At 68.1% G+C, this 22,502-nt stretch carries 19 protein-coding genes; 14 read left to right on the top strand and 5 right to left on the bottom strand.

Annotated features, from left to right (window positions below; all coding sequences use genetic code 11):
• A partial coding sequence (locus ABD151_RS18585) for a helix-turn-helix domain-containing protein (RefSeq protein WP_343996315.1) occupies positions 1 to 216 on the top strand: 216 nt, incomplete at its 5' end.
• 54 nt (positions 217 to 270) lie between these two features.
• Here ABD151_RS18585 and ABD151_RS18580 read toward each other — a convergent pair.
• On the bottom strand, positions 271 to 900 hold the full coding sequence (locus ABD151_RS18580; RefSeq protein ID WP_343996313.1) for a hypothetical protein: 630 nt from the start codon (positions 898 to 900) through the stop codon (positions 271 to 273).
• 92 nt (positions 901 to 992) lie between these two features.
• Positions 993 to 1,763 carry a hypothetical protein gene (locus ABD151_RS18575; protein ID WP_343996312.1) on the bottom strand — a complete coding sequence of 257 codons (771 nt, stop codon included), beginning with the start codon at positions 1,761 to 1,763 and terminating at the stop codon, positions 993 to 995.
• 581 nt (positions 1,764 to 2,344) lie between these two features.
• Between ABD151_RS18575 and ABD151_RS18570 the strand changes: the two genes are divergently transcribed.
• The 4 genes from ABD151_RS18570 (at position 2,345) to ABD151_RS18555 (ending at position 7,669) form a co-directional block, all read left to right on the top strand.
• The gene (locus tag ABD151_RS18570; RefSeq protein ID WP_343996311.1) at positions 2,345 to 3,076 is read left to right on the top strand and encodes a hypothetical protein; all 732 of its coding nucleotides are present in this window, start codon (positions 2,345 to 2,347) and stop codon (positions 3,074 to 3,076) included.
• Between the two features lie 33 nt (positions 3,077 to 3,109).
• The gene (locus ABD151_RS18565) at positions 3,110 to 4,648 is read left to right on the top strand and encodes an Ig-like domain repeat protein (protein ID WP_343996310.1); all 1,539 of its coding nucleotides are present in this window, start codon (positions 3,110 to 3,112) and stop codon (positions 4,646 to 4,648) included.
• Positions 4,649 to 4,882: 234 nt separating this feature from the next.
• Positions 4,883 to 6,205, top strand: coding sequence for a PucR-like N-terminal domain-containing protein (locus ABD151_RS18560; RefSeq protein ID WP_343996309.1), 1,323 nt, complete (start codon positions 4,883 to 4,885; stop codon positions 6,203 to 6,205).
• 174 nt (positions 6,206 to 6,379) lie between these two features.
• The gene (locus ABD151_RS18555; RefSeq protein ID WP_343996308.1) at positions 6,380 to 7,669 is read left to right on the top strand and encodes a helix-turn-helix domain-containing protein; all 1,290 of its coding nucleotides are present in this window, start codon (positions 6,380 to 6,382) and stop codon (positions 7,667 to 7,669) included.
• Between the two features lie 109 nt (positions 7,670 to 7,778).
• Here the strand turns inward: ABD151_RS18555 and ABD151_RS18550 are convergent, their stop codons facing one another.
• The 3 genes from ABD151_RS18550 to ABD151_RS18540 all read right to left on the bottom strand — a co-directional run bounded on the left by ABD151_RS18550 (position 7,779) and on the right by ABD151_RS18540 (position 10,128).
• Positions 7,779 to 8,522, bottom strand: a complete 744-nt coding sequence (locus tag ABD151_RS18550) for a hypothetical protein (protein WP_343996307.1) — start codon at positions 8,520 to 8,522, stop codon at positions 7,779 to 7,781.
• 83 nt (positions 8,523 to 8,605) lie between these two features.
• Entirely contained in the window at positions 8,606 to 9,241 is a 636-nt protein-coding gene (locus tag ABD151_RS18545; RefSeq protein WP_343996306.1) for a hypothetical protein, read from the bottom strand.
• A gap of 113 nt (positions 9,242 to 9,354) precedes the next feature.
• Positions 9,355 to 10,128: a hypothetical protein gene (locus ABD151_RS18540; RefSeq protein ID WP_343996305.1), complete on the bottom strand. Its 774-nt coding sequence runs from the start codon at positions 10,126 to 10,128 to the stop codon at positions 9,355 to 9,357.
• A 563-nt stretch (positions 10,129 to 10,691) separates the two neighbouring features.
• Here ABD151_RS18540 and ABD151_RS18535 point away from each other — a divergent pair.
• The 9 genes from ABD151_RS18535 to ABD151_RS18495 all read left to right on the top strand — a co-directional run bounded on the left by ABD151_RS18535 (position 10,692) and on the right by ABD151_RS18495 (position 22,420).
• Positions 10,692 to 11,474 carry a hypothetical protein gene (locus tag ABD151_RS18535; RefSeq protein ID WP_343996304.1) on the top strand — a complete coding sequence of 261 codons (783 nt, stop codon included), beginning with the start codon at positions 10,692 to 10,694 and terminating at the stop codon, positions 11,472 to 11,474.
• Entirely contained in the window at positions 11,423 to 13,057 is a 1,635-nt protein-coding gene (locus ABD151_RS18530) for an Ig-like domain repeat protein (protein ID WP_343996303.1), read from the top strand. The genes ABD151_RS18535 and ABD151_RS18530 overlap by 52 nt, the downstream gene beginning before the upstream one ends.
• Before the next feature lie 208 nt (positions 13,058 to 13,265).
• Entirely contained in the window at positions 13,266 to 14,525 is a 1,260-nt protein-coding gene (locus ABD151_RS18525; RefSeq protein ID WP_343996302.1) for a PucR family transcriptional regulator, read from the top strand.
• The gene (locus ABD151_RS18520; RefSeq protein WP_343996301.1) at positions 14,522 to 15,826 is read left to right on the top strand and encodes an HAD family hydrolase; all 1,305 of its coding nucleotides are present in this window, start codon (positions 14,522 to 14,524) and stop codon (positions 15,824 to 15,826) included. The genes ABD151_RS18525 and ABD151_RS18520 overlap by 4 nt, the downstream gene beginning before the upstream one ends.
• Before the next feature lie 161 nt (positions 15,827 to 15,987).
• Positions 15,988 to 16,761 (top strand): hypothetical protein, encoded by a 774-nt coding sequence (locus ABD151_RS18515; protein WP_343996300.1) that lies wholly within the window; start codon positions 15,988 to 15,990, stop codon positions 16,759 to 16,761.
• The gene (locus tag ABD151_RS18510; RefSeq protein ID WP_343996299.1) at positions 16,758 to 18,734 is read left to right on the top strand and encodes a copper amine oxidase; all 1,977 of its coding nucleotides are present in this window, start codon (positions 16,758 to 16,760) and stop codon (positions 18,732 to 18,734) included. The genes ABD151_RS18515 and ABD151_RS18510 overlap by 4 nt, the downstream gene beginning before the upstream one ends.
• Positions 18,735 to 18,870: 136 nt before the next feature.
• Positions 18,871 to 20,169, top strand: a complete 1,299-nt coding sequence (locus ABD151_RS18505) for a helix-turn-helix domain-containing protein (protein WP_343996298.1) — start codon at positions 18,871 to 18,873, stop codon at positions 20,167 to 20,169.
• A gap of 211 nt (positions 20,170 to 20,380) precedes the next feature.
• Complete coding sequence (locus ABD151_RS18500) at positions 20,381 to 21,535, top strand: lytic transglycosylase domain-containing protein (protein WP_343996297.1); 1,155 nt, start codon at positions 20,381 to 20,383, stop codon at positions 21,533 to 21,535.
• Between the two features lie 69 nt (positions 21,536 to 21,604).
• A complete protein-coding gene (locus tag ABD151_RS18495) occupies positions 21,605 to 22,420 on the top strand; it encodes a MerR family transcriptional regulator (protein ID WP_343996296.1) in 816 nt (271 codons plus the stop codon).
• The last annotated feature ends 82 nt before the right edge of the window (positions 22,421 to 22,502 follow it).

Raw genomic sequence — 22,502 nt, 5'->3', positions numbered from 1 at the left:
GAACTGCAACAGCAAGTGGGTCGGCGGATGCGGGTGATCCGCAAGGAGAAGGGCCTCAGCCAGGAGGCTCTGGCCGAAGAGCTCGGTCTGCACCGCACCTACGTCGGAGCGCTCGAGCGCGGTGAGCGCAATCCGAGCCTGAAGGTGGTCTCCCGGCTCGCCGTCTCCCTCGGCGTCAGCACCGACTATCTCCTCTGCTCGAAGGAGCAGCACTAGCGCAAGCGCTGCGACGGCGGGTGAGGCCACCGCGCCGTCACAGCGCAGCCGGGCTCAGCTCCGGATCGGACCGATCTGCAGGTCGACCTGGTTGCCACCGCCCGGGATGAGGGCGTTGATCAGCCAGGTGTTGAGGCCGCAGTGCTGGAAGTCGCCGATCGCGAACTCACCGCTCACCGGTCCGCCGGCGAAGAGCAGGAAGCCACCCTCCGGCGGTGAGCTGATCGGAATCGAGATCGGGTCGATCGTCCGGCAGTAGGGCCCGGCGAAGAGCGGGAACCCGACGACGCGGATGTTCGAGAGCCGGAGGTGGTAGCTCGCCACGGCGTCCACCCGGCTCTGCACCACCGCCGGACTGATCGTCCCGGTGATCGGTGACGTCTCCTCGAAGGCGACATCCGCGGTCACCGGGAGCAACCCGATCAGGTAGAACTCCGTCTCGGTCCCCGGCAGCGGCATGCTGGCCGTGAACTCGCCGGTCGCGTAGTCGAGCTCGGCGTCCAGGATCGCCGGACCGAGACCGACCGTCGAACCCGTGCTGGCGATCGTCGCCTCCCCCTCGACGTCATAGGCGAAGCTCAGGATCGGCGCCGCCGCTGCGGGCGCGGAGTGGAACGACGCGGCCAGCGCCAGCGCTGACCCGATGCCGACGACGGTTCGGCCGAGCTGATGTGCTCTGTTCATGAGAATCTCCTTGCAGGCATGGGGATCGGGCGCTGTAACCGGGACGCCGCGGGTGGGGCGACGGCGTCCCGGCCACGCCCGGACGGCGACCGCTACGGGGCCGGCTCCAGATAGACCGGGAAGGTGTCGGTGATCCCGTCCTTCGTGTTGTCCGCGTCGTCGGGGCCGATCTCGAAGGCGCCCTCGAAGTTGGCGGGGTCGTTGACGGCGACCAGGCCCCCGCAGTTGGACGTCGCCGACGCCAAGGCACTGATGGCCAGATTGCCGGTGAAGCCGGTCTCGGTGATGGTCAGCGTCTGCGTGCTCTCGTTCCAGGTGCCGGTGGCAAAGCCTTGGACCTCGAACTCACAGAACGGGCGATTGGCACCGGTGGCATAGACGTTGGCTGTCAGGTTGCCCCCGCCAGGGCCGGTCACCACACCGGTGATCACGTCGGTGGTGCCGGTGGTCGAGGTGCCGTCAGCCCAGATCTCCCAGTCCAGATCCGGCTCGACAACCATGTCCAGGTTGAACGGTCCCTTGCACCCCTTCCAGTCCATGCCGGCGAAGGTCTCCGGCGTGTTCACCCGGGTCACCGGGGTGATCGTGGCGACGTGCCCAGTGCTGCTGGTTCCGGCGTGCACATTGCCCTCGACATTGACGTCGGTGCAGTACATGTTGGTGACCGTCGTTCCGCGCCGCACCTGGAAGTCGATCTCGTGGGCACCGCCGGTTCGCGGCACCGAGGTGCCGAAGAAGACATGGTCCCCCGAGGTCGAGGCTCCCACCGTGACCAGGTAGGGCGGTGCCGCCACCGCTGCGGTGGCCAAGGCGCTGACGGTGGCGATCGCCACCACCCCCGCGCCGATTGCTCGCTGCTTCATGCTGCTCTCCTCACTCCACAACAGCGCCCCGATGGCGCCGATCCGCCACTGTGGGCACGTCGAGCGGAAGATGAACCCGCGGGGAGCACGAAATGACCCGAACGGAAGCGGAGATCCGCACCGGATTGTCACCACGGTGACAATCTGCGAGTCAGATCCGGGCATGTGCGGCGACGTCCCAGCGCAGCCATCTCCCGCGACACCGCACGCGGAATTGCCGAGCGCCGACCGCAATCTCCGAACGATGCGCTGCCCCGCCCAAGGCCCGAATTGTCACCCCGCTCATAAGTGGCCCTACGAATCGCCCCCTCGACGCATTCACCACGCCTTTCGCTCTTACCTCGGAGGGTCGCCCGTGTCAGCGTCACGGCATGCGCCACCGGAACCCTCTTCTCCTCGTCGCGGCAGCAGTGCTCTTCCTGGGAGCCGTCCCGCGGGTCGCTGACCACGCTGCCGGCGCCGCCAGCAGCGACGGTCCCCGTCCCGGGCTGCCCCGCCATACCGGAGCGGGCCCCTGGGTAGGCGTCGCCCAAGGGGGCATCACCGAGACGAAGCGTGCCAAGCAATGGGTCCGGGTCCCGATGCAGGTCACCACCGCCTTCACGCACACCACCACCGTCTGGCCGGAGACCTACAGACGCGAGGTGATCAACACCAACTGGGTCTACCTGATGGCCGAACCAGGTGCCCGGTACAACTACGGGCTGTCCGCTCCTTTCCAGGTCAACGCCATTGCCTTCGGGACGATCCCCGTCACCGCCACCCTTCGCTTGTCCCAAGAGCGAACTCCTGAGGGCCTCCCGGAGCCGTTGGCGGTTCGCGCTGTCGACGAGGCCTACACGGGCGACGGGCATAAGCCACCGGACTGGCCCAGCTACCAGAAGTTTCACGACACCGACATCTCGGCCGCGCTCTACGTGGAGGTGGAGGGTCTGCGGGTCGACGGCACCGACCTCCGGCTTCGCGCCGGTTGCCGGACGGCGTCCGCAGCAACCCTGGACCTGCATGGCGAGGGCTTCTTCGACAATGACCCCGACGTCGAGGCTCGCGGCGTCTACGCGACTGGAAAGTTCACCGTGATCATGGGCGGCCTGCTGACAGGGACCGCCGACGTGCCGGCATTCCACCGATGCAGAACCCGCACCGGCGAGGACGTCTCTCAACTCCTCACGTCGACGATCAGCGGCGAAGGCAATGCGGTGACCCTGCACGCCGGTGGGGGCTTCTCCTGCGGCCGCTTCCCCAACGTCGGCGAGTACCAGCCGGAGGTCGGCTGCCCGGCCGGCACGCCGCCCACCGTTCCCCTGCCCTGAGCACCAGTCACCAGTCACCAGCAAGGAGTAGCAATGTCAGCCAGTGTTCCTCTTCGAGCGAGCGCGGTCGCCTCGATCGCCCTCGTCGCCGGCCTGTTCGCGCCACCCCCGGCCACTGCCACCCTCGATGCCACCCACGCCGGCGCGATTCTCGCTTGGGGCAGGGTCGGCACCGCTCCCCTGCCCTTGCCGGAGGAGCTGGCCACCACCCCCGTCTCCCAAGCGATCGCCGCCGGTGAGGCAACGATGGCCCTCACCACGGCAGGGAAGGTGATCGCGGCGAATGTGACCCCACAGCAGGAGGTTCCGGCCGAGCTCGCCGACGAGACGGTGAAGCAGATCGCCTTCGACGGTACGGCGGCCGCCGCACTGACCGCCGACGGCGAGCTCGTCTTCTGGGGAGATCTTGGCGATCACACCACCATTGGCGGCGTCGACCTCTCCGATCTCACCTCGTTCGACCTGGGTACCGGCTTCGGCGTCGGCCTCACGTCGAACGGCACCGTGGTTGCCTGGGGCAACAACGCTGACGGCCGGACCGATGTGCCTGGTGGTCTCACCAACGTGGTCAAGGTCGATGCCGGGAGCGAGCACGCCTATGCGCTGAGGGCCGATGGCACCGTCGTCGGTTGGGGCCGCAACCAACAGGGCCAGGTCACGCTGCCAGCGGACGTCACCGTGCCGGGCGCCGTCCAGGACATCGTCGCCCGCGCCGCTGGCGGGCTGGCGCTGATGACCGACGGGACGCTCCGCTCGTGGGGTCAGGGCACCACCGGCGCGACACCCGCTGCCAAGTACAACGCCGTACCCGCCGCCTACACGGGGTCCACCTTCACCCAGATCGCCTCGACGACGGCAAGCGGCGCCAACCTGGCGGTCGATTCCACGGGTGCCGTCCGCGTCTGGGGCTCGGGATCATCCCTCCCCGCCGACGTCCCTGCCGGCCTGGACGGCAATGGCCTGTCCCAGATCTCGCTCAGCAGCCAGCTGGCGCTGGCCATCCAGCGCAAGGTGATGACCGTGACCGCCTCCACGCTGGCCGGCACCGCGAAGCAGGGCAGCACGCTCACCGGCACTCCGGCCACCTTCAGCGGCACACCCGAGATCAGTCACCAGTGGCTCGCCGACGGGACGCCGATCGCCGGAGCGACGGGCACCAGCCTTGCCCTCACCTCCGCACAGGTGGGGAAGAGGATCACCTTCCGCACCATCGCCACCGACTCCGGGACACCGCTGACCTCCGACTCGCCCCCGAGCGCCGCCGTCGCCCCGCTGGTGCCGCCGAAGGTCTCCACCAGGACCACGATCTCGAAGGTCCGGGTCAAGCGCACGACGGCCGCCTTCACCGTCAAGGTCACCCGCTCCGGCGGCACGCCGACCGGCAAGGTGACCGTCCAGATCAAGCGGGGCGCCAAGAAGGTCTACCGCAAGACGGTCAGCCTGAGGAGTGGCGCAGCGAAGGTCACCGTCAAGCGGCTCAAGAAGGGCCGGCACACCGTGACGGCCAGCTACCTCGGCGACAGCCGCGGCAAGTCGTCCTCCGCCAAGGCACAGCGCTTCCGCATTCGCTAGCCAAGCGGGCCCGGCGGGGTGAGTGGTGGGTTCCGACCGCCACTCACCCCGCGGGCGTTTCTGTCGAGATTTGGCATACGGGTGATAAATCGCTACTTCTACACCCGGGACTTTGGTCCTGGTTCTCGCGCCAGCCCTCGGCATTCCGGGCGCCGTCCCGCACCATGAATTCCGAGACCACTCCCAGGGCTCGACCCTCACCATCGCCACCAGGCCCCGCTCGGAAGGGACGCCATGAGCGAAGACCGCGAACCAGGCTACGAATCGCTTGCCGAGGACGCACAGCGCCTCAGGCCGGCCTGGCTCAACGACGTCGAGGCGTCGTTGCGCAGGGCGCATGGAGCCGAGGAATTCATCGTCCTCGTCACCAGCCTTGCCGCCAATGCCGGACCGTTGGAACAACAGCTGCTCGCTCGCCTGCGATCGACGATCCCAGCTCTCGCCTCTCCACGTCCCGAGGACCTGGAGCGAACCCAGCGGGCCGTCCATCAGGCCACCCGCCAGTTCCTGGAGGTGCTCTCCGGCGTCAGCGAGCTCGATCCACGCGTGAGCCGCCTGTTCCGCAAGATCGGCTTCGACGAGGCCACCCGCGGCCACACCCTCGCGGTCCCCCGCAAGGCGTTGCTCGTCAGCACCCGGTGGGCCTGGCAGGTCTTGCACCGTCGCATGCCGGCCGACTCGCCCGCGTACCGTCACCTCGGAGCTGCCGGGGACGCCCTACTCGCCTATCTCGACCACCTCGAGGCGGAGGTCAGCAACGGCCACGCGCTCGGGCTGCGCCACGTTCGGATGAGGCCCGCGACCCGGCAACGCCAGCTGATCGACGCCCTGCTGGAGACCTCGACGGACGACCAGGAACGACGTCAGGCCGAGCTCTCCCTGTTGGCGCTCGGAGCAGGATGGCCCCTGCCGCAGACCCTGGTGGCCATTCGCGCCGAAGGGATCACGGACTTCCCCGACCTCTCCTCGATGGTCGCCGTTGCTGCCGATCCGGACGCGTCGCCCGCCCTGGTGCTCTGCGGCGCCGAGTGCGCCGATGCCATCGCCACGCAGTTGCTGGAGGCGAACGCGGACGCCACCGTCGCCCTCACCTGGGCAGTGCCTCCCACCCAAGTGGCAGATGCCGATCGTTGGGCCCGCACCGCCCTCACCCTCGCCACGCGAGGCGTCCTGCCGGCCCACCAGGTGATCCACTGTGGTCACCATCCTGTGGAGCTCTGGCTCCACGCGGAGCCGGGCATCCGTCAGTGGCTGGTGCTCGACGTGCTCCATCCACTCCTCAAGGAGGGAGTCAACTCGCGCAAGGTCCTGGGCCAGACCATGCTGGCGTGGCTCGAGTCACGCGACAGCGCAGGAATCGTCGCCACGCGCCTCGGCGTGCATACCCAGACCGTTCGCTATCGCTGGAAGCGGATCAGCGATCTCTTCGGCGATGCGCTCCTCGATCCAGATCGCGTCACCGCCATCACGATGACCCTCCGAGCAACGCTTCCGCTGTGGCTCTCCGGCGATCAGAGCGACGTGATCACCTTCCGGGAGACGGGCCGGTCCGAGTAGGCGCGGCTCCGCGAGACGGTGGAGAACGCTGCCCCCTTTCATCGGTTTTGTCTCCCTCTTCACAACTTCCACGACGACTTCGTGGCACCCAGCCCGAAGGGGTTGTGGCCCCCTTTCCCGCTTGGGTCAATGGGATCGACACCAGACGACTCCAGGCAGGAGCAGCCACCACCCATGGGGCACACCGACGATCCGGACTCCGCGGACGCCGCCGAGCGCGACGACTCCTGGGAGAGCCTGCTGAACGACCTCATCGCCGTCATTCCCGCGGAGCTCCTCCGGCACGGCTCGCTTGCCGATGCGGTGTACGAGTTCGTCCTCAGCGCCCTGCCCGAGGTGCGCCGGCAGGTCGCCTCCTCCGACCTCGATCCGACCACACTCGACTCCGACCTCGCCGCGACCCTGCTCGAGGCCGCACACGACCTCGCGACGGCTGCACCGGTCATCGACCCCTGCACGGCCGACGTGATCGCCCAACGGCTTCGCGATCTCGGCTTCGCCGAAGCCCACCGGGGAGCCTCCGAGCCCGACGTCCGGCAGATGGCGTCCTTGTTGGCCCGTCACGCGTGGCGCGCGATCAGCAAGCATGCCGCCGACGCCGGTTGGAAGGCGGCGGCACTCGGCTACCTGGGCACGCTGCTCTTCAGGCTTCGCGAGCAGGCCGAGGAGTTGGTCGTGAGCGGCCACCAGACGGTCGCCCGGCCTTCGAGCGGGACGACGGCCAAGAAGCGCCAGCTGATCGCCGCCTTGCTCGCCGACGACTCGATCCCGGAGCCACGCCGCGGACGTGAGCTGAGGGCGCGCGCCCGTGCAGCGCGGTGGGAGGTGCCTGCGCGCCTCGTCGTCCTCAGGTTCCGGCCGGGCCAACTGAGCAGCACCTCGGTCATCCCTCGCGCCGCGCTGGTGGACACCTCGGTCGCGCCGGCCCGAGCGATCGCCGGCGACAGCATCGCCGAGCAGACGATCGGCGTGCTCGCGGGCGCCGGAAGCTCTCCCATCGCTGTCAGCCCCTTGGCCACGCCGACCCAGGCAGGCTTCGCCGATCGGCTGGCGAAGCGCGTGATCACATTGGCCGAGAGCGGAGTGCTCCCCCTCGCGCCGGTGATCAGGTGCGACGAGCATGCCAGCCTGCTCTGGCTCCATGCCGAGCCGGAGATCCGGGCCCGGATGGCGCAGGACCTGCTCAGCCCACTCCTCGCCGAGCACCCGACGTCGCGCATGGTCCTGGCCGAGACGATGCTCGCCTGGCTGACCACCCGCGACAGCGCGCCCGCCATCGCCAGGCACCTCGGCGTCCACCCACAGACCGTCCGCTATCGCTGGCGCCGACTCCAAGAGCTCTTCGGCGACCAACTCCACGACCCGGAGTTCATCGCCTCAGCCACCCTGCTCCTGCGGGCAACGGTGCCCATGTGGCAGCGCGGCGACCAGGCGGACGTCGAGGGCTTCACACCCCCGAACTGACCAGAAGCCTCGAACCGCGTCACGTTTCTGGGGCTGCTTCGTTAGGTAGATAGGATTTCATCCTTGGGGGTGCTGGATAGGTCTAGGATTCAGCACCCCCTCCCCGTTCTCAGGGCGAGAGCAGAATCGGATGGTTCGAGGTGATGTTGCCCTTGACGTTCGCGACGTCATCGTCACCGATCTCGAAGCTGCTCACAGCGTTGACCCTGCTGCCGACCGTCGCCAGGCCGAGGCAACTGCCGGGCGCGGAGACGATCGTCAGGTCCCCTGAGAAACCGGTCTCATCGATGTTCAGCGTTTGAGTCGCTTCATTGAAAGTGCCGTCCGCATAGCCTTCGACGAAGAAGTTGCAGCTAGTTCCCGACGGGCCGCCGGGGGTTGCATAAACGTGCGCGTAGAGAGGCCCGTTGTTGGGCCCGCTCAGGTATGCCGGAAGCAGATCGGTTCCGGCGGTCGTTGCCGGACCGGTCGCATGGACCTCCCAGTCATTGATCTGTACGACGGTGAGAGCCAGGTTGAAGGGTCCCACGCAGTTCTTGCGCTCGGATCCGTCGAAGCCGTCGGGAGTGTTGAGCCGAGAAACAGGCTTGATCTCCAAGAATGGGTCGACGTCCAGACCCGAGTTCGCGACACCTTCCAGGTTGACATCACCACATGAGAGCGGCGTGGTCGTCGTTCCGTTGTTCACCGCGAAGGCAACGCCATTCACGTCGCTGGCATAGAACAGATGGCTCCCCCCTACCGTCGAGCCCCCGACGCTCACCTCGTGCGACAACGGGTGAGCGCCAGCAGGCAACACCAACCACAAGGCGGCAACCAAGCCACCTGATACGCCAAGAAACCTGCTACTCATCTAGGTCCTTCCCGACTGCAACAACGGGCGGCTGATCTCGGCAGGAACCGAGCCCAGCCGCCACGTTGTCGACAGTCGACCGATCAGCTGAGCCGTGCGTTGGCGATGTCGATCTCCACCTGGTTGCCCGACCCCGGGATCAACAGGTTGATCAGCCAGGTGTTCAGGCCACAGTTCTGGAAGTTGCCAATCGAGAACTCACCGTTCACCGTGCCACCGACGAAGAGATCGAACCCGCCCTCCGGAGGAGACGAGATCGGGATCGTCACGGGGTTGATGGTGCGGCAGTGGGATCCGGTGATCGTCGGGAAGCCGACGATCTTGATGTTCGACAGACGGATGTGGTAGCTCGCCACCCCATCGACGCGACTGCCGACCTGGCCAGCACTCAGGGTGCCGGTCACCGGAGCAGCCTCCACGAAGGCAACGTCCGCCGTCACCGGGATGAAGCCGATCACCTCGAACCTGGTCGTGGTGCCAGGCAACGGCATCGAGCCGGTGAAGTCGCCGGTCGCATAGTCCAACTGCGTGCTCAGCGTCGACGGTCCCAGCGCGATCTCGGAGTCCGTGCTGGCGATCTGCGCCGTGCCACTCGCGTCGTAGGTAACGTTCAGGATCGGGGCCGCCGAGGCCGGCGACGGGATCGTCGCGGCCACCACGGCCGCCGTGCTCGCCAGGCCGAGAGCCAGTGCGCGCAGTCTTCCACCAGTCTTCTTCACAACTTCTCCTCGCAGTGTTGGGTTTGGCCTTGCAAAGTGCGACGAACCCGAGAGATTGGGGTGCTGAGAAGGTCTAGATCCCAACACCCCAATCCGTCATGCAATCAGGTCACTCAGGGCGACGAGATCAGGTTGACCGGGTGGTTCACCGTGATGTTGCCCTTGGTGTTGGAGGCGCTGTCCGTACCGAACTCGAACGAACCGGTGAAGTTCGCCTTCGAGCCCACCGTCACCAGACCGAGGCAGTTTCCAGCAGCAGAGACGATCGTCAGGTCACCGCTGAAACCGGTCTCGGTAACATTCAGCGACTGGGTGGCCTCGTTGAAGTTGCCGTCCGCATAGCCCTCAACGACGAAGTTGCAGCTGGTGCCCGACTTGCCACCGGAGGTGGCGTACACCTGAGCTCGCAGGGGACCGTCGTTGGGCCCACTGATGTAACCCGCCACCGAAGTGTCGGATCCCGAGGTGACGGCGCCCGTCGCGTGCACTTCCCAGGTGTTGAGCTGGTTGACGCTCATCGCCAGGTTGAACGGGCCGACGCAGTCCTTCCACTCGGTAGCCTGCGCCGGCTTGTCCACCGGAGTCACGATGTTGGGCGCGTTCACAAGCGTGACCGGAGTGATCCGCGCGATCGGGTCGACACCAGATCCGGAGTAGATGTTGCCCTCAGCGTTGACGTTCGCACACGACATGGGAGTCGTCGTGCTGCCGTTGTTCACCGAGAACGCGATGCCGCTGACGTCGCTGGCGTAGAACAGGTGGGTGCCGGCTGCGCTGGAGCCGCCGACGCTGACGGTGTAGGTGTTCGGGTGTGCGAACGCCGAGGCACCGAGTCCGGCGGTGACGACCAACCCACCGACCGCTGCTCCGATAAGTGACTTCCTCATTGAAGTTCCCTTCGAGAGATGTGACGTGGCTCTCACGTCACGGGGACATGCTTGTCCCTGCCGACTGAGCGGCGTCCAGTCCCGGTCTGCATTTCAGGGGTCTTGCGCCGGAAGAAAGTCCCAAAAGTTGTTATACGGATGACAAGTTCTCGCGGGCCGTCGCGAGCGAAGGCGTCACGGGACTAGCCCCACAGCTGTGGAACTGCGCCACCCGTGCGGACCAGCGCACTGAGCGACCGCGACTTGTCACGCGGGTGATAAGAATTCGGACTCTTCTCTGCCCGGTCCGGACTTTACTGACGCTTTCGATTGTGACCTCGGCCACCAAGTGCGACGGTCGTGACATGCACCGACACTCCGTTGCTCGACTTGCTGCTGGGGCCGCGCTCCTCGCTGGATCGTTGACTGCCGTCTCAGGCTCGGCAGGCAACGCCGATGGCCCCCAGCCGGGCTTGCCCGGTGAACCTACTGACCGCGGCAACTGGACCTCCGTCATTCAGGGGGGAGCCACCGAGGCGAAGCGGGCGAAGCAGTGGGCACGGGTTCCGATGCAGGTGACCGCGGTGTACGCCAAGATCGAGAGCCGCACCAAGGAACCGTGGGATCCTGTCCACAACCCTGATCCCCTTCCGCCCGACGATCCCCGGATCACCGCCAACAAGGCCACCAACTACCTGTACCTGATGTCCGAGGACGGGTATGGGCGGACCGCTCCGTTCACTGTGCGCACCACGGCCTTCGGCAGCATCCCGGCGGTCGCAACGCTGCGACTCGAGCAGCGCCGCGATGCCGACGGGCTACCGGTGCCTATCGTCGTCACCGCCTTTGACGACTACTACGAGCAGGGCCGTCAGCCGTCAGAGTGGCCCTCAACCGCGGGGCAGAGACAGTTCTTCGATACAGAGGTATCCGACTCTCTCTCTGTGTCGCTTGAGTCAGTGGCGATCGATGGGGTGGACCTTGGCCTTCGCGGCGGATGCAAGACCAAAGCAAGGGCGAAGATCGCACTCCTAGGAAAGGGATGGATAGAGAAGGATCCGGCCGTCACCGATGCGGACAGACCCTGGCTGAGCGGACACTACGCGCCGGGATCCGGCGGTCGTCTGTCTGGCACGGCTGACGTCCCCCCCTTCGTCGGTTGCGTGACCGCCTCCGGCGAAGACGTCTCCGCCTTGCTCACCACTGCGATCTCGGGCCCTGGGAATTCGATCGCACTCCACGCGACTGGCCCCTTCCTGCCCTGCCCCAGAACTGGAGGAGCGCCCGCGCCGGGGACCTACGACGCAGCCAAGCTGTGTCCCAGTTTCCTCCCTGGCACCGTCACCGTTCCACCACAACAGCACTGACTGCACCAGACACCCATCACCAAGGAGAGAAGATGTCATCGAAGTTGCTAGTCCGCGGCACCGCCGCAGCGAGCGGCCTTGCCCTTACTGCGGGTCTTCTGGGCCTCGCACCTAGCCACGCGGCGATCGATACCAACAACGCTGGGCAGGTCCTCGCGTGGGCAGCAGTCGCTCAGGATGCTCCAAGCCTGTCGGCGGAGACCCAGTCCAACCCGATGGCGAAGGTAGTGACCGCCGGGACCGAGGCGTACTTCCTTACCGCGAGCGGTAAGGTCATCGTCCGCTCCAACGATGACCGGGACCGGCTACCCGACGGCCTGGCTGCACAGCACATTGTGGCCATCTCCACCAACGCTCTGTGCAACGTCGCGATCAATGAGGCCGGCACCCCGACCTTCTGGGGAGACACATCGGCTCCGACCTGCACACCCGGCGGCGTCGATGTCAGCAACCTCGTTCAGGTCGCGTTGGGTCAGAACTTCGGGTTGGGCGTGAAGCAAGACGGCACCGTGGTTGCGTGGGGCGTCAGCACCAGCCTCGGCATCACCGGCATGCCGGCAGGGTTGACCAACGTGGCGAAGGTGGCTGTCGGATCGGAGCATGCGTACGCATTGCGCAATGACGGGTCGTTGGTGGCCTGGGGCTTGGACGGCAACAGCCAGGTCAGCGGCACGCCCGCGGCGCTCGCCGAACCAGGCGCAGTCAAAGACGTCGCGGCCCGCTTCGACGGCGGTCTGGCTCTGCTCCAGGACGGCACCGTCGCCTCGTGGGGCAAGGCCGTCACAGGTCGAGGCTCGCTCTTCAACAAGGTGCCGGACTCACTGACCGGCAAGACCATCACGGCGATCACCGCTACAGGCACCTCGCAGAACGCCGTGATCGACGCTGAGGGTGGGATCACCCTGTGGGGCCAGGACGGCACCCTGCCGACGAACGTCCCCGCCGGACTGGACGGACGCACCCTCACCGGCCTCGCTCTAGGTGAGGCTGAGGCAGGACTGGGTGGCTATGCCTTCGCCATCCAGCGCAAGGTGATGCCGATCAGCGCCTCGAAGGTCACCGGCACCGCGAAGCAGGGCTCCGTGCTGACCGGCACCCCGGGCACCTTCTCCGGTGAGCCGACCATCAGCTATGAGTGGCTGGCCAACGGGGCCCCGATCGCCGGCGCAACGGGAACCACGCTGACCCTGACCAGCGCCCACGTTGGCAAGAAGATCGCCTTCCGCACCGTCGCCACCGCTGACGACGAAGTGCAGACCTCCGATTCCCCCGCCACCGCCACGGTTGCCGCGCTAGCGGTCGCCTCCAAGACCACGATCGCCAAGCCGAAGGTCAAGAAGAAGACCGTCGCCATCACGGTCAAGGTCACCCGCAGCGGCGGCACGCCGACCGGCAAGGTGAAGATCACCGTCAAGCGCGGCTCCAAGACCGTCTACAACAAGTCGGTCACCCTCAAGAAGGGCGTCGCCAAGATCACCATCAAGAAGCTCAAGAAGGGCAAGCACAAGGTGAGCGCCAGCTACGCCGGCGACAGCCGCAGCAAGCCGTCGAGCGCCAAGGCACAGACCTTCAAGATCAAGTGATCCTGACTGCTTGACCCGATGTGGGGTGGACGTCTCGACGTCCACCCCACATCGCTTCCCTTCCCAAATGACCATCAGGTGAAGGGACTTTTGGCCCTTTGACGATCGACCCTTTGAGACGGACGATATGACCCACCACACGCCACCGAGCAAAGGAGCCGCAGATGACCGACCTCACTTTGCGTCTCAGGCGTCCTGGGCCAAGGCGGTGAGCCACTCGCTTGCCGTCAACCATGAGCCATCCAACATCGACGAGCTGGTAGCAGAGGCTCGCGAGGCACTTCCGGTCCTCGTCGACCAGGTCGTCCACGACGTACGCCGCGAGATCTCCGCCTACGCCGGGCCCGCCGGCGGCGAACGGCAACAGGTCATCGCGCTCGCGGTCACCGCCGCCGCGAACCAGTTCCTCGACATCGTGCTGGGCGGCTCGATCAACGCCCGGGTCAGCAAGCTCTTCCGCGACATGGGCTTCAGCGAGGCCGTCGACGGTCACACCCTGGAGCCGATGCGCCGCGCTCTTCAGATCGCCAACCGGCACTCGTGGAACGTGCTGCGCCACTTCGCGACCAAGCACGACGTCCACGTGGCCTACCTCGGCAGCCTCGGGGACACCCTCTTCGCCTACATGCACCACCTCGACAACGAGGTCGCCCGCGGCCATCAGCTCGGTACCACAGCGCGGCACGACCGGCTCGCCCGCGAGATCGATGAGGAGGCCCTGCGCGACAACCTGATCCAGGCCCTGCTCACCGAAGGGCCGGACACCCCTGCTCGCCTCGCCGAGCTCGCTTCCGACGCCGAGAGCGCGGGCTGGCCGCTGCCGCCCGCTGTCGTCGTCATGCGGGTCAGCTACCACGGCGAGTTCCCCACCATTCGCGGCCTCGACAACATCCTCGCCCGGACGACGGAGTCGCCGGCACTGCTGATCTGCCGCGCCGAGGGCGCGGAGGCCACCGCCGACCTGCTCCAGCGTTCGGGTCCGGGACTGCGCGTCGCGGTCAGCATCCCCGTCTCGCCGACCCAGACAGCACAGGCCGACCGCTGGGCGCAGCGCACGCTGGACCTGGTCAAGGTCGGAGCGATCTCCCCGAAGCCGGTGATCCAGTGCGCCGATCACCACCTGCAGCTGTGGCTGCACTCCGAGCCCGACCTGCGCCGGCAGCTGGTGCAAGACCTCCTCGAGCCGCTGCTCTCCGAGACCCCGAACTCTCGCGAGATCCTCTCCGAGACCATGCTCGCCTGGCTCGAGTCGCGCGACAGCGCACCGGCCATCGCCGCGCGCCTGGGAGTCCATCCGCAGACGATCCGGTACCGCTGGAAGCGGATCAACGAGATCTTCGGGACGCTCCTGCACGACACCGAATTCGTGGTCACCGTGACTATGGTTCTCAAGGCGACCGTTCCGCTGTGGCAAGCGGGCGACGCCACCGATGTCGAGATCTACCGAGCGAGGACGGAAGTCGGGTGAACGAGCGTTCGGGCGCTTGGGTGCGTACGACAGCGATCGCCGCTGCCTTCGCCGGTTCGGTCAACCTCCTGCTCCTGGCGCCAGCGGTCCGCCAGGAGCCGATCTACGGTGCCGGAGTCGCGCTCCTCGCGGCGGCGCTGTTGGGGGCTGTGGCCGTCCAGCTGATGAGGCGGGCTGCGGCACCGCCGCTAGCCCCGCCCTGGTGGTGGGCGCTGGCCATCGGGGGGTTGACGCTTGCAGGAGCAGGCCTGGCTGCCCGCAACGGCCTCACGGATGCCGCCCTTGCGGGCGTCACCGTGCTGGTCGCGGCCTCCGCGGGCGCAGTCATCGCTGCCGGGCCGCTGACCTTGCTCCTGGTGCGCCGCTCGGCGTCGAGCCAAGGCATCGAGCTGCCGCGCGGGCCCGCCCTGATGTCGCCCCTCACGATCGGCGAGCTGGCGCTCGACGCACACCGCAGCGTGACCACCGGCAACATGCAGGTCACCGCCGCCGAGCCGCTCGACCCCGAGCACCTCAACAACATGCTCTTCTTCGCCGGCGCTCTGGCTCGCTCCTCCGACCAGCGGTTCGCCCAGGCGCTCGCGCGGCGCGCCGGTCGCGGCCGCGTCACCGGATATCGCCAGACCGGGAGGATCGGCATGAGCGGGGCGGTGGATCGACACCCGGTCCGGATCGGGCATCCCGAGCGGATGGGCCTGGCCCGCCCGGAGCGGGACGGCGTCTCGATCGGCGTCGAGGTGGACTACCGCGCGCTGGGCGTGATCACCGTCGACGACGAGCTGCGCCCCGACGCCGCCGACGTCTGCGCACAGCTCCAGCGGCGCGCAGCCCTCACCCTGCTCACCGACACCGAGCCGACCCGCACCGAAGCGCTCGGACACAAGGTAGGCATCGCCTCACACGTCGCCGACGCTGACGCCGAGATCCGGCGCCAGCATGTGGTGAAGGCCCAAGGGGACGGCTCCTTCATCGTCTTCGCAGGCGAGCGATCCGACCTCAACGCTCCTGCCCTGGCCCAGAGCGATCTCGCGATCACCAGCTGGGAGGAGGACTCACCCCTGCTTCCCCACGCCGTCACCCTGACCAGCTTCAGTGTCGGCACCATCGCCCAGAGCATCGACCTGATGACCGGTCTGCGGGCACGGATCGAGCCGGTGCGCCGAGCTGCGCTCGGCCTCTCGGTGGCTGCGGCAGCCGTCGCCGCCACCGGACTGCTTCCCGTCGGCGGGGCTGTCGTCGTCTCTCTGGTGATGACCGCCGTCGTCGTGGGCCTCGCGGTCCGGCAGGCTGGCCGGGGGTAGAGGCTTCCGGCCTGTGCCGCGAACCCCACAGGGATTTCTTATGCACCAGATGACAAAACTGCTGGTCTTCTTCTGCGCCTAGGGTTCGTATCCCCGCCGAGCACTTCCCACCGAGTGCCCGATGCCGCACGCTCAGCCTGAGGTCGTCAGGAGGAGGGGCCATGGAAGCGAGCCGCGTCAGGGGATGGGCGACCGGTCGTCGCATCGGCCTGCTGGCCGGTGGCGCGGTCGTCGCCGGGTTGCTGGTCGCCGTCCAGCAGTGGCACCAGCAACCGGCCGATGGTGCCCACGACGAGGGGCGCCCCGATGCCTATCGCGTGGTCGGCGACGGAGACCTGCCTACCTCACGGCCTCCGCTCGGCGCCCCGCGTGACGCGCTCAGTCCGGAGGAGGTCGGGTATGCGATCCACCTGGCCACCAGCGACACCAGCATCCCGACGAGCACACGCGACGTTCTGGGGAAGGCCGGCCCTGAGGTCCTCCTGGTCGGCCTTCCCGACGAGGAGACGGCGGGACGCCGGATCGCCGTCGTCTCCCTCTACGACTACGCCGCCGATCGCGGCTACCAGCAGCGCGTTGATCTCGCCTCCGGCGCGGTGACCTCTCGCCATGCACGAGGACTCCAGGCAACCATCTCCCCCACCGAGGCGGAGGTCGCCATCCAGATCGCGATCGACCAGTCGGCCGGCCTGAGGTTCGCCACCGAGTTCGAGGCTGCCCAGGGCGCGCCCCTGGTCGCCCCCGAGCAGGTGCACTTCGTCGCCGGCACCTTCCGCTTCGACGGCTCGACGCTCGCCGGCGACGCCTGTGGTCGCCAGCGCTGCGCTCAGCTCCTGCTCCAGCTGCCGTCCGGCGCCTACCTGAACACCTCCGACTTCGTCGTCAACCTGTCGACGCGCGACGTGGTCAGGATCAACGCCGGAGCAGCGCGATGAGGCGGCTTGCTGCGAGCCTGGTCGCAGTCGCGACGGCGACCAGCGCGCTCGTCGTGCAGCTCGGTCCGCCGATGGCGGAGGCCGCACGGCAGCAGGTGAGCCCGGAGCCACTGACCTGCGACTCCGATCTGGTCGAGAAGACCCTGGCGAACGGCGCCTCCTGGCGGATGTGCGCCCGGATCCACCCGATGAAGGGCCTGGTCCTCGAGCAGATCGAATACCGGCCACCGACCACCCGTGAGTACACCGGATACAAGCGGGTGCTCGACCAACTCTCCCTCGGCCAGCTCAACGTTCCCTACGACAACGGCGAGGTCCAGTTCAACGACATCACCTCGTACGGCTTCGGCAACGAGCATCTCGTCGCACAGAGCGACGCGACCTGTCTCGGCGACACCCGTCAGGTGAGTCAGACCTACACCTACCAGGGGAACCTGATCTCTCGCACCGTCCCCGGGATCTGCGTGGACGAGGTGGCCACCGGGCTCTCCACCCACTCGCTCGAGGAGGTCGGCGACCGACAGGTCAGGTTCGCGGAGCAGGGCTCCGCACTGGAGATCAGCTCCCTGTCGAAGATCGCGTGGTACGAGTACCAACAGAACATCAAGCTCGACGACCAAGGACAGGTGGACGTCGGGCTCGGGGCCACCGGCGACGTCGCCCCGGGAGGCGCGGGCGGCACCATGTTCGACGTCGATCCCAGCTTCGGCTGGCCGCTGGGCGGCGAGACCGCACCCGGCGACCGGACCACCCACGCCGCCTCGCATTGGCACAACGCCGTCTGGAAGGTCGACTTCGGAGTCGACGGCGGAACGCGCCAGCACGTCGAGCAGTGGGACTACGCCAACACCGCCACACCGCCGCTGCAGCCACGCATCGCCGGCACCGGCGTTCGCAAGGAGCAGGCATTCAGTGCCGTTCCCGGCACCAGCGCCGATGAGACCACCTGGTTCCGGGTGCTCAATCCCGACTCCGTGAACCCTGACGGGCACGTCCGCTCCTACGAGATCGTCAACCGCAACCAGCGCTTCGCCGACGTACCCGTCTACGCACCCTCGATCACCTTCGCCAATGCCGCGGCCTGCCGCGAATACGCCTCCGACAACCTCGACGCAGGCTGCCCGGGCCAATCGGTGCTCGACTACGTCGCCCAGGACACCGAGCCGCTCGACGACCCCGTCGCCTGGGTGAACGTCGGCTTCCACCACATCGATCGCGACGAGGACCAAAGTCCGATGCAGACGCACTGGCAGCGGTTCCAGCTCGTCCCGCGCGACTTCTTCGCACAGAAGCCCGGGACGCCGGACCAGCGCTCGTGCATCAACGGCCCCGGCTGGATCGACTCGCTGGACTCTCCCTGCGTGGCCACCAACATGGTCCTGCCGCGGATCACCCGCGCGGTCTCCACGCCGGTCGTGGGAACTCCGCTGCGTGCGACCACCGGCTCCTGGAACGAACAGCGGACCACCTGGTCCTACCAGTTCCTCTGGCTCCGTGACGGCGAGCCGATCACCTTCGCTGGCCCCGGCGGCGTCACCCAGGCCGCGACCGGGCCTGACTACGTCGTGAGCAAGCAGGACCTCGGCACCGCCATCTCGGTGCGGGTGACCGCCTCGCAGGCTGGCTTTCCCTCCGGCAGCGCAGAGTCCACCACCCTCTGGGTGCCGGGTGGCCAGGAGCCTCCAGCCAAGGTGGCCAGCACGTTGACCGTCAGCGCCGCCAAGGCCCGTGCGGGCAAGCGGGCCACCGTCCAGGTCCGGGTCAGCGCGCCCGGCCGGAGCGCTACCGGCACGGTCACCATCCGGCGCGACCAGAAGGTCGTCGGACGCGGAACGGTCAGGGCAGGAAAGGTGAGCATCCGGCTCAAGGCGTTCAAGAAGGTGGGGCGCCACAAGCTCCGGGCCATCTACACCGGGTCCGCTACCGTCTCCGGCTCGCAGAAGCGCTTCACCCTGCGCGTCGTCCGCCGCTAGCCGGGCTCCGCTGATCGGGGAGATCCTCGACTTTGCCAGTCAGTGTCGCTACTTATCTATAGCATCGCTCCGTGCTTGAGCATCGCCCGCTCCCCTGGCGTGGCGATGCCGCGACCCTCAGCAGGAGCTGCGACCCATGCCCCAGAACACTGCAGATGACGCCGTCAGACGACGCGATGCCCCTGACTGGGCGGGTGTGCCCTCCGGCGTCGCCAAGTACGTGCAGGCCAACCCTCTCCCGCCGTACCAGGTCTTCAGCGAGGTCGTCGGCACCACCTTGCAGCGCATCCTCCACGAGCTGCGCTCACGGTACGTCGAGGGAAGTGAGCCGCGGGTCGACATCGAGACACTTGCCGCCTTCGCCAGGGCACTGGCCCTCGCCGCCGAGCAGTTCGTCAACGAGGTGCGGGGCACCTCGACGCGCAGCGGTTCCCCTGCCTCGCTGGCCTTCTGCGAGCTCGGATTCGCCCAGGCGGTCCGCGGCAAGCCCCTCAGTCCTCTGCTGATCGGCATGGCCCTCGTCGTCCGCCGCGCCTGGCATGCGGCGTTCGGATGGGCCGTGCGTCGCGGCTGGGACTCCGCGGGCATGGAGCACCTCAGCGGCGCAGCCCTGTCGTTCATCGGGCATCTGGAGGAGCAGATGGACCGCGGCTACCAGACCGGGCTGTTGGTGGTCACCGATGCCGCAGAGACGACCGACGGCGTGCCGCCAGGATCGATCCGCGTCAGCAGGCCCTCGCCCTTCAGCCTGACGCAGGACTTCGACGTCAGCGTCGTGGACGACCCGTCTCCGGGAAGCGTCGTCATCATGCGGGTCGCCTTCCACGGCACCTTCCCCGATGCCCCGCGAATGGGCCGCGCCCTGGTCCTGGGCTCGGTCAACCCAGCACTCGTCCTGGTTCCGGCCGAGCACGCCGAGCCCTTCGCCCAGGCGCTGGTCCGCTCACCCGGCCTGCGCGTGGCCATGAGCTGGCCCGTGCCGGCAGCCCAGGCAGGGACAGCCAACCGATGGGCGAGTCGGGCGCTGGAGCTGGTGGACAAGGCAGTCATCCCGCGCGCACCCATCGTGCGCTGCGACGATCACGCCGTGCAGCTGTGGCTGCATGCGGAGCCACAGGTCCGGCGTCGGCTGGTCCAGCGCTACCTCGGCCCGCTGCTGACCGAGGGCCGCCACTCCCGCGAGATCCTCGGCGAGACCATGCTGGCCTGGGTCGCCACCCATGATCGGCCGCCGGCGATCGCCGCCAAGCTGGGCGTCCACCCGCATACCGTCCGCTATCGCATGAAGCGCATCAGTCAGCTCTTCGGCGACTCGCTCGACGACCCGGAGTTCGTCGAGGCCACCTCGATCCTGCTGCGGGCGACGGTGCCACTGTGGAAGGCGGGAGACGACAGCGACGTCCGCGAGTACCGTGCCCGGCTCCGGCAGCGGTAGGCGCGATCGCTACCCAATCTTTGTCACCCGCATGCCAAGTTTTGGGGAGCATTAACCCCAGTGTTCCCGATTTGGCTTGTGGCCGTTGCAATCCGGGGTTTCAATGCCAACAGGGGGTTCTGTTGTCGGGCCAGCAACATCGGCGCAGGTACCTGAGTCACCAATTACGACGAGGTTGGGGCCGACGAACATCGGCTCTTGGAGGTGCCAGATGCAGGTACGCCGACTGATCGCTGCCGGTCTGACCGTTCCGCTTGCCGCCGTCGTGGGCTCCTCGACGTTCGACACCGGGGCCGAGGCGCCGCTGCCCACCGCAGCCGCGGCCACGCCGCCGGTGGCCGATGCCGCTGACGCGGCCAAGCCGACCCCGTTCGGCAGCAACGTGCGCAGCGCCCCGGCGGCGCTGCGCAGCACCACTCCGACGGCCGACGTGCCGCCGTCCGCGCTGGCGGCCTACCAGCGGGCGGCGACGGTGATCAACACCTCCGCGCCGGGCTGTGGACTGCCGTGGCAGCTGCTCGCCGCGATCGGCCAGGTCGAGACCGACCACGGACGCCGTCTGCCCACGAAGGGCGCGGCGCTGCCCGACACCGACGCCGGCCAGTACGACGGCGACGCCCGCGGCGACCACCCGGTCGGCCCCTTCCAGATCCTGCCGAGCACCTGGTCCGCGGTCGCCGTGGACGCCGACGGCGACGGCACCCGCAGCCCGGAGAGCATCGAGGACGCCGCCCTCGGGCTCGCGGTCCGCCTCTGCGTCGACGACGCCAACCTCGCTACCCGCGCCGGTCAGCGCGCCGCGCTCGCCCAGCACAACGCGGACGACGGCTACCTGACATTGGTGATCGACCTCGCCTCCGCCTACAGCACGGTGAGCACGGCGGTCTCCGCGTTCGTGACGCCCAGCGAGCTGCAGGCGCCGATCGCGGTCAAGGTGAGCGCCAAGCCGCAGAAGCTGAAGGCCGAGGGCGGTGCCGTGGCGGGAGGTCAGGCGAAGCCCACCGGCGGCACCGGCTCGGCCGGCACCAAGCCGGCACCCACGACGCCGGCCACGCCCAGCGAGCCGACGACTCCCACCGAGCCCACGACGCCGACCGAGCCGACGACTCCGACCGAGCCAACCGAGCCGACCACTCCCACCGAACCGACCACTCCGACGGAGCCCAAGGAAGAGCTGCCGCCCTGCCCGGTGCCGACCGACCCGAGCACCGAGCCGGAGCCCGGGACGGAGCCGTCGACCGAGCCGACCCAGCCCGCTGGCGAGCCCGAGGACTGCGTCCCCGCTGAGCCGACCAACGAGCCCACCGAGCCCGGCGAGGAGCCCACCGCCCCGAGCGACCCGGGCGCCGTCAGCACCAAGCCCTGACGCCGAGCCGCGCAGCCGCCGGGCAGCGGTTGACCCTCACACCGTGTCAGGGTGTCGGCTGTGGGTGTCATGTTGAACATCGGAGAGTTCGCCCGACTGACCGGGGTCTCGGTCCGGATGCTGCGTCACTACGACCAGCTCGGACTGCTGACGCCGGCTGAGGTCGACCCGTTCACGGGGTACCGCCGCTACACCTCGGCCCAGCTCGCCCGGGCCAACCAGCTGATCGCGCTCAAGGATCTGGGCTTCAGCCTCGCCGAGGTGAAGGAGTGCCTCGACCGCGGTCTCGGCTCCGGCGAGTTCGCGGCGCTGCTGCATCGGCGTCGCGAAGGGCTGGTCGCCCAGATCACGGACGACCAGCGCCGGCTGGCCGCAGTCGACGAGCACCTCCGCCGCATCCACCTGGAGGAGACCATGCCCACCCCCACCTACCTGGAGACCGACCTGCCCGCGCTGCAGCTCACCCAGCTCAGCACCGAGGTGCCCGAGGCCGACGACCTCGACCCGACGATGAGCCGGCTGTTCAGCGAGCTGAACGAGATCATCGCCGCCACCGGCCTGCCCCGGTTCGGTCCCGGCGTCGCCCACTACACGCAGCGTGGCGACTCCGCGATGCTGGTCGCCGCCGCCGAGCAGCTGGGCGACGCACCCGCGCCGGCCGGCACCGAGCGCTTCGACCTGCCGGCCGTGCCCCGGGCACTGACGGTGCGCTACGAGTCGGCCGACCTCGCCGGCATCAAGCACGCCTGGCAGTCGCTGGTCACCGAGGCCGAGGCTCGCGGCCACCAGCTCAGCGGGCCGTGCCGGGAGGTCTACCTGACCACCCCGTTCGACGGTCCCGGCGCCACCGGCTGGGTGATCGACCTCCAGCAGCCGATCCGCTGACTCAGCACGCCCTTGAGGGGCATCTGGCTCCCTGATGGTGGGAGCCGGATGCCCCTCTGCGCGGGCTGGGTGGAGATGCGAA

The sequence above is a fragment of the Nocardioides dubius genome (assembly GCF_039528155.1).
GTDB classification, from domain to species: domain Bacteria; phylum Actinomycetota; class Actinomycetes; order Propionibacteriales; family Nocardioidaceae; genus Nocardioides; species Nocardioides dubius.
This window is presented reverse-complemented; position numbering and strand designations above follow the sequence as displayed.

Excerpts from the sequence above, each read along its gene's own strand:
- ABD151_RS18580 (WP_343996313.1), bottom strand. The coding sequence starts at position 900 with ATGAACAGAGCACATCAGCTCGGCCGAACCGTCGTCGGCATCGGGTCA.
- ABD151_RS18575 (WP_343996312.1), bottom strand. The coding sequence starts at position 1,763 with ATGAAGCAGCGAGCAATCGGCGCGGGGGTGGTGGCGATCGCCACCGTC.
- ABD151_RS18570 (WP_343996311.1), top strand. The coding sequence starts at position 2,345 with ATGCAGGTCACCACCGCCTTCACGCACACCACCACCGTCTGGCCGGAG.
- ABD151_RS18565 (WP_343996310.1), top strand. The coding sequence starts at position 3,110 with ATGTCAGCCAGTGTTCCTCTTCGAGCGAGCGCGGTCGCCTCGATCGCC.
- ABD151_RS18560 (WP_343996309.1), top strand. The coding sequence starts at position 4,883 with ATGAGCGAAGACCGCGAACCAGGCTACGAATCGCTTGCCGAGGACGCA.
- ABD151_RS18555 (WP_343996308.1), top strand. The coding sequence starts at position 6,380 with ATGGGGCACACCGACGATCCGGACTCCGCGGACGCCGCCGAGCGCGAC.
- ABD151_RS18550 (WP_343996307.1), bottom strand. The coding sequence starts at position 8,522 with ATGAGTAGCAGGTTTCTTGGCGTATCAGGTGGCTTGGTTGCCGCCTTG.
- ABD151_RS18540 (WP_343996305.1), bottom strand. The coding sequence starts at position 10,128 with ATGAGGAAGTCACTTATCGGAGCAGCGGTCGGTGGGTTGGTCGTCACC.
- ABD151_RS18515 (WP_343996300.1), top strand. The coding sequence starts at position 15,988 with ATGGAAGCGAGCCGCGTCAGGGGATGGGCGACCGGTCGTCGCATCGGC.
- ABD151_RS18510 (WP_343996299.1), top strand. The coding sequence starts at position 16,758 with ATGAGGCGGCTTGCTGCGAGCCTGGTCGCAGTCGCGACGGCGACCAGC.
- ABD151_RS18505 (WP_343996298.1), top strand. The coding sequence starts at position 18,871 with ATGCCCCAGAACACTGCAGATGACGCCGTCAGACGACGCGATGCCCCT.
- ABD151_RS18500 (WP_343996297.1), top strand. The coding sequence starts at position 20,381 with ATGCAGGTACGCCGACTGATCGCTGCCGGTCTGACCGTTCCGCTTGCC.
- ABD151_RS18495 (WP_343996296.1), top strand. The coding sequence starts at position 21,605 with ATGTTGAACATCGGAGAGTTCGCCCGACTGACCGGGGTCTCGGTCCGG.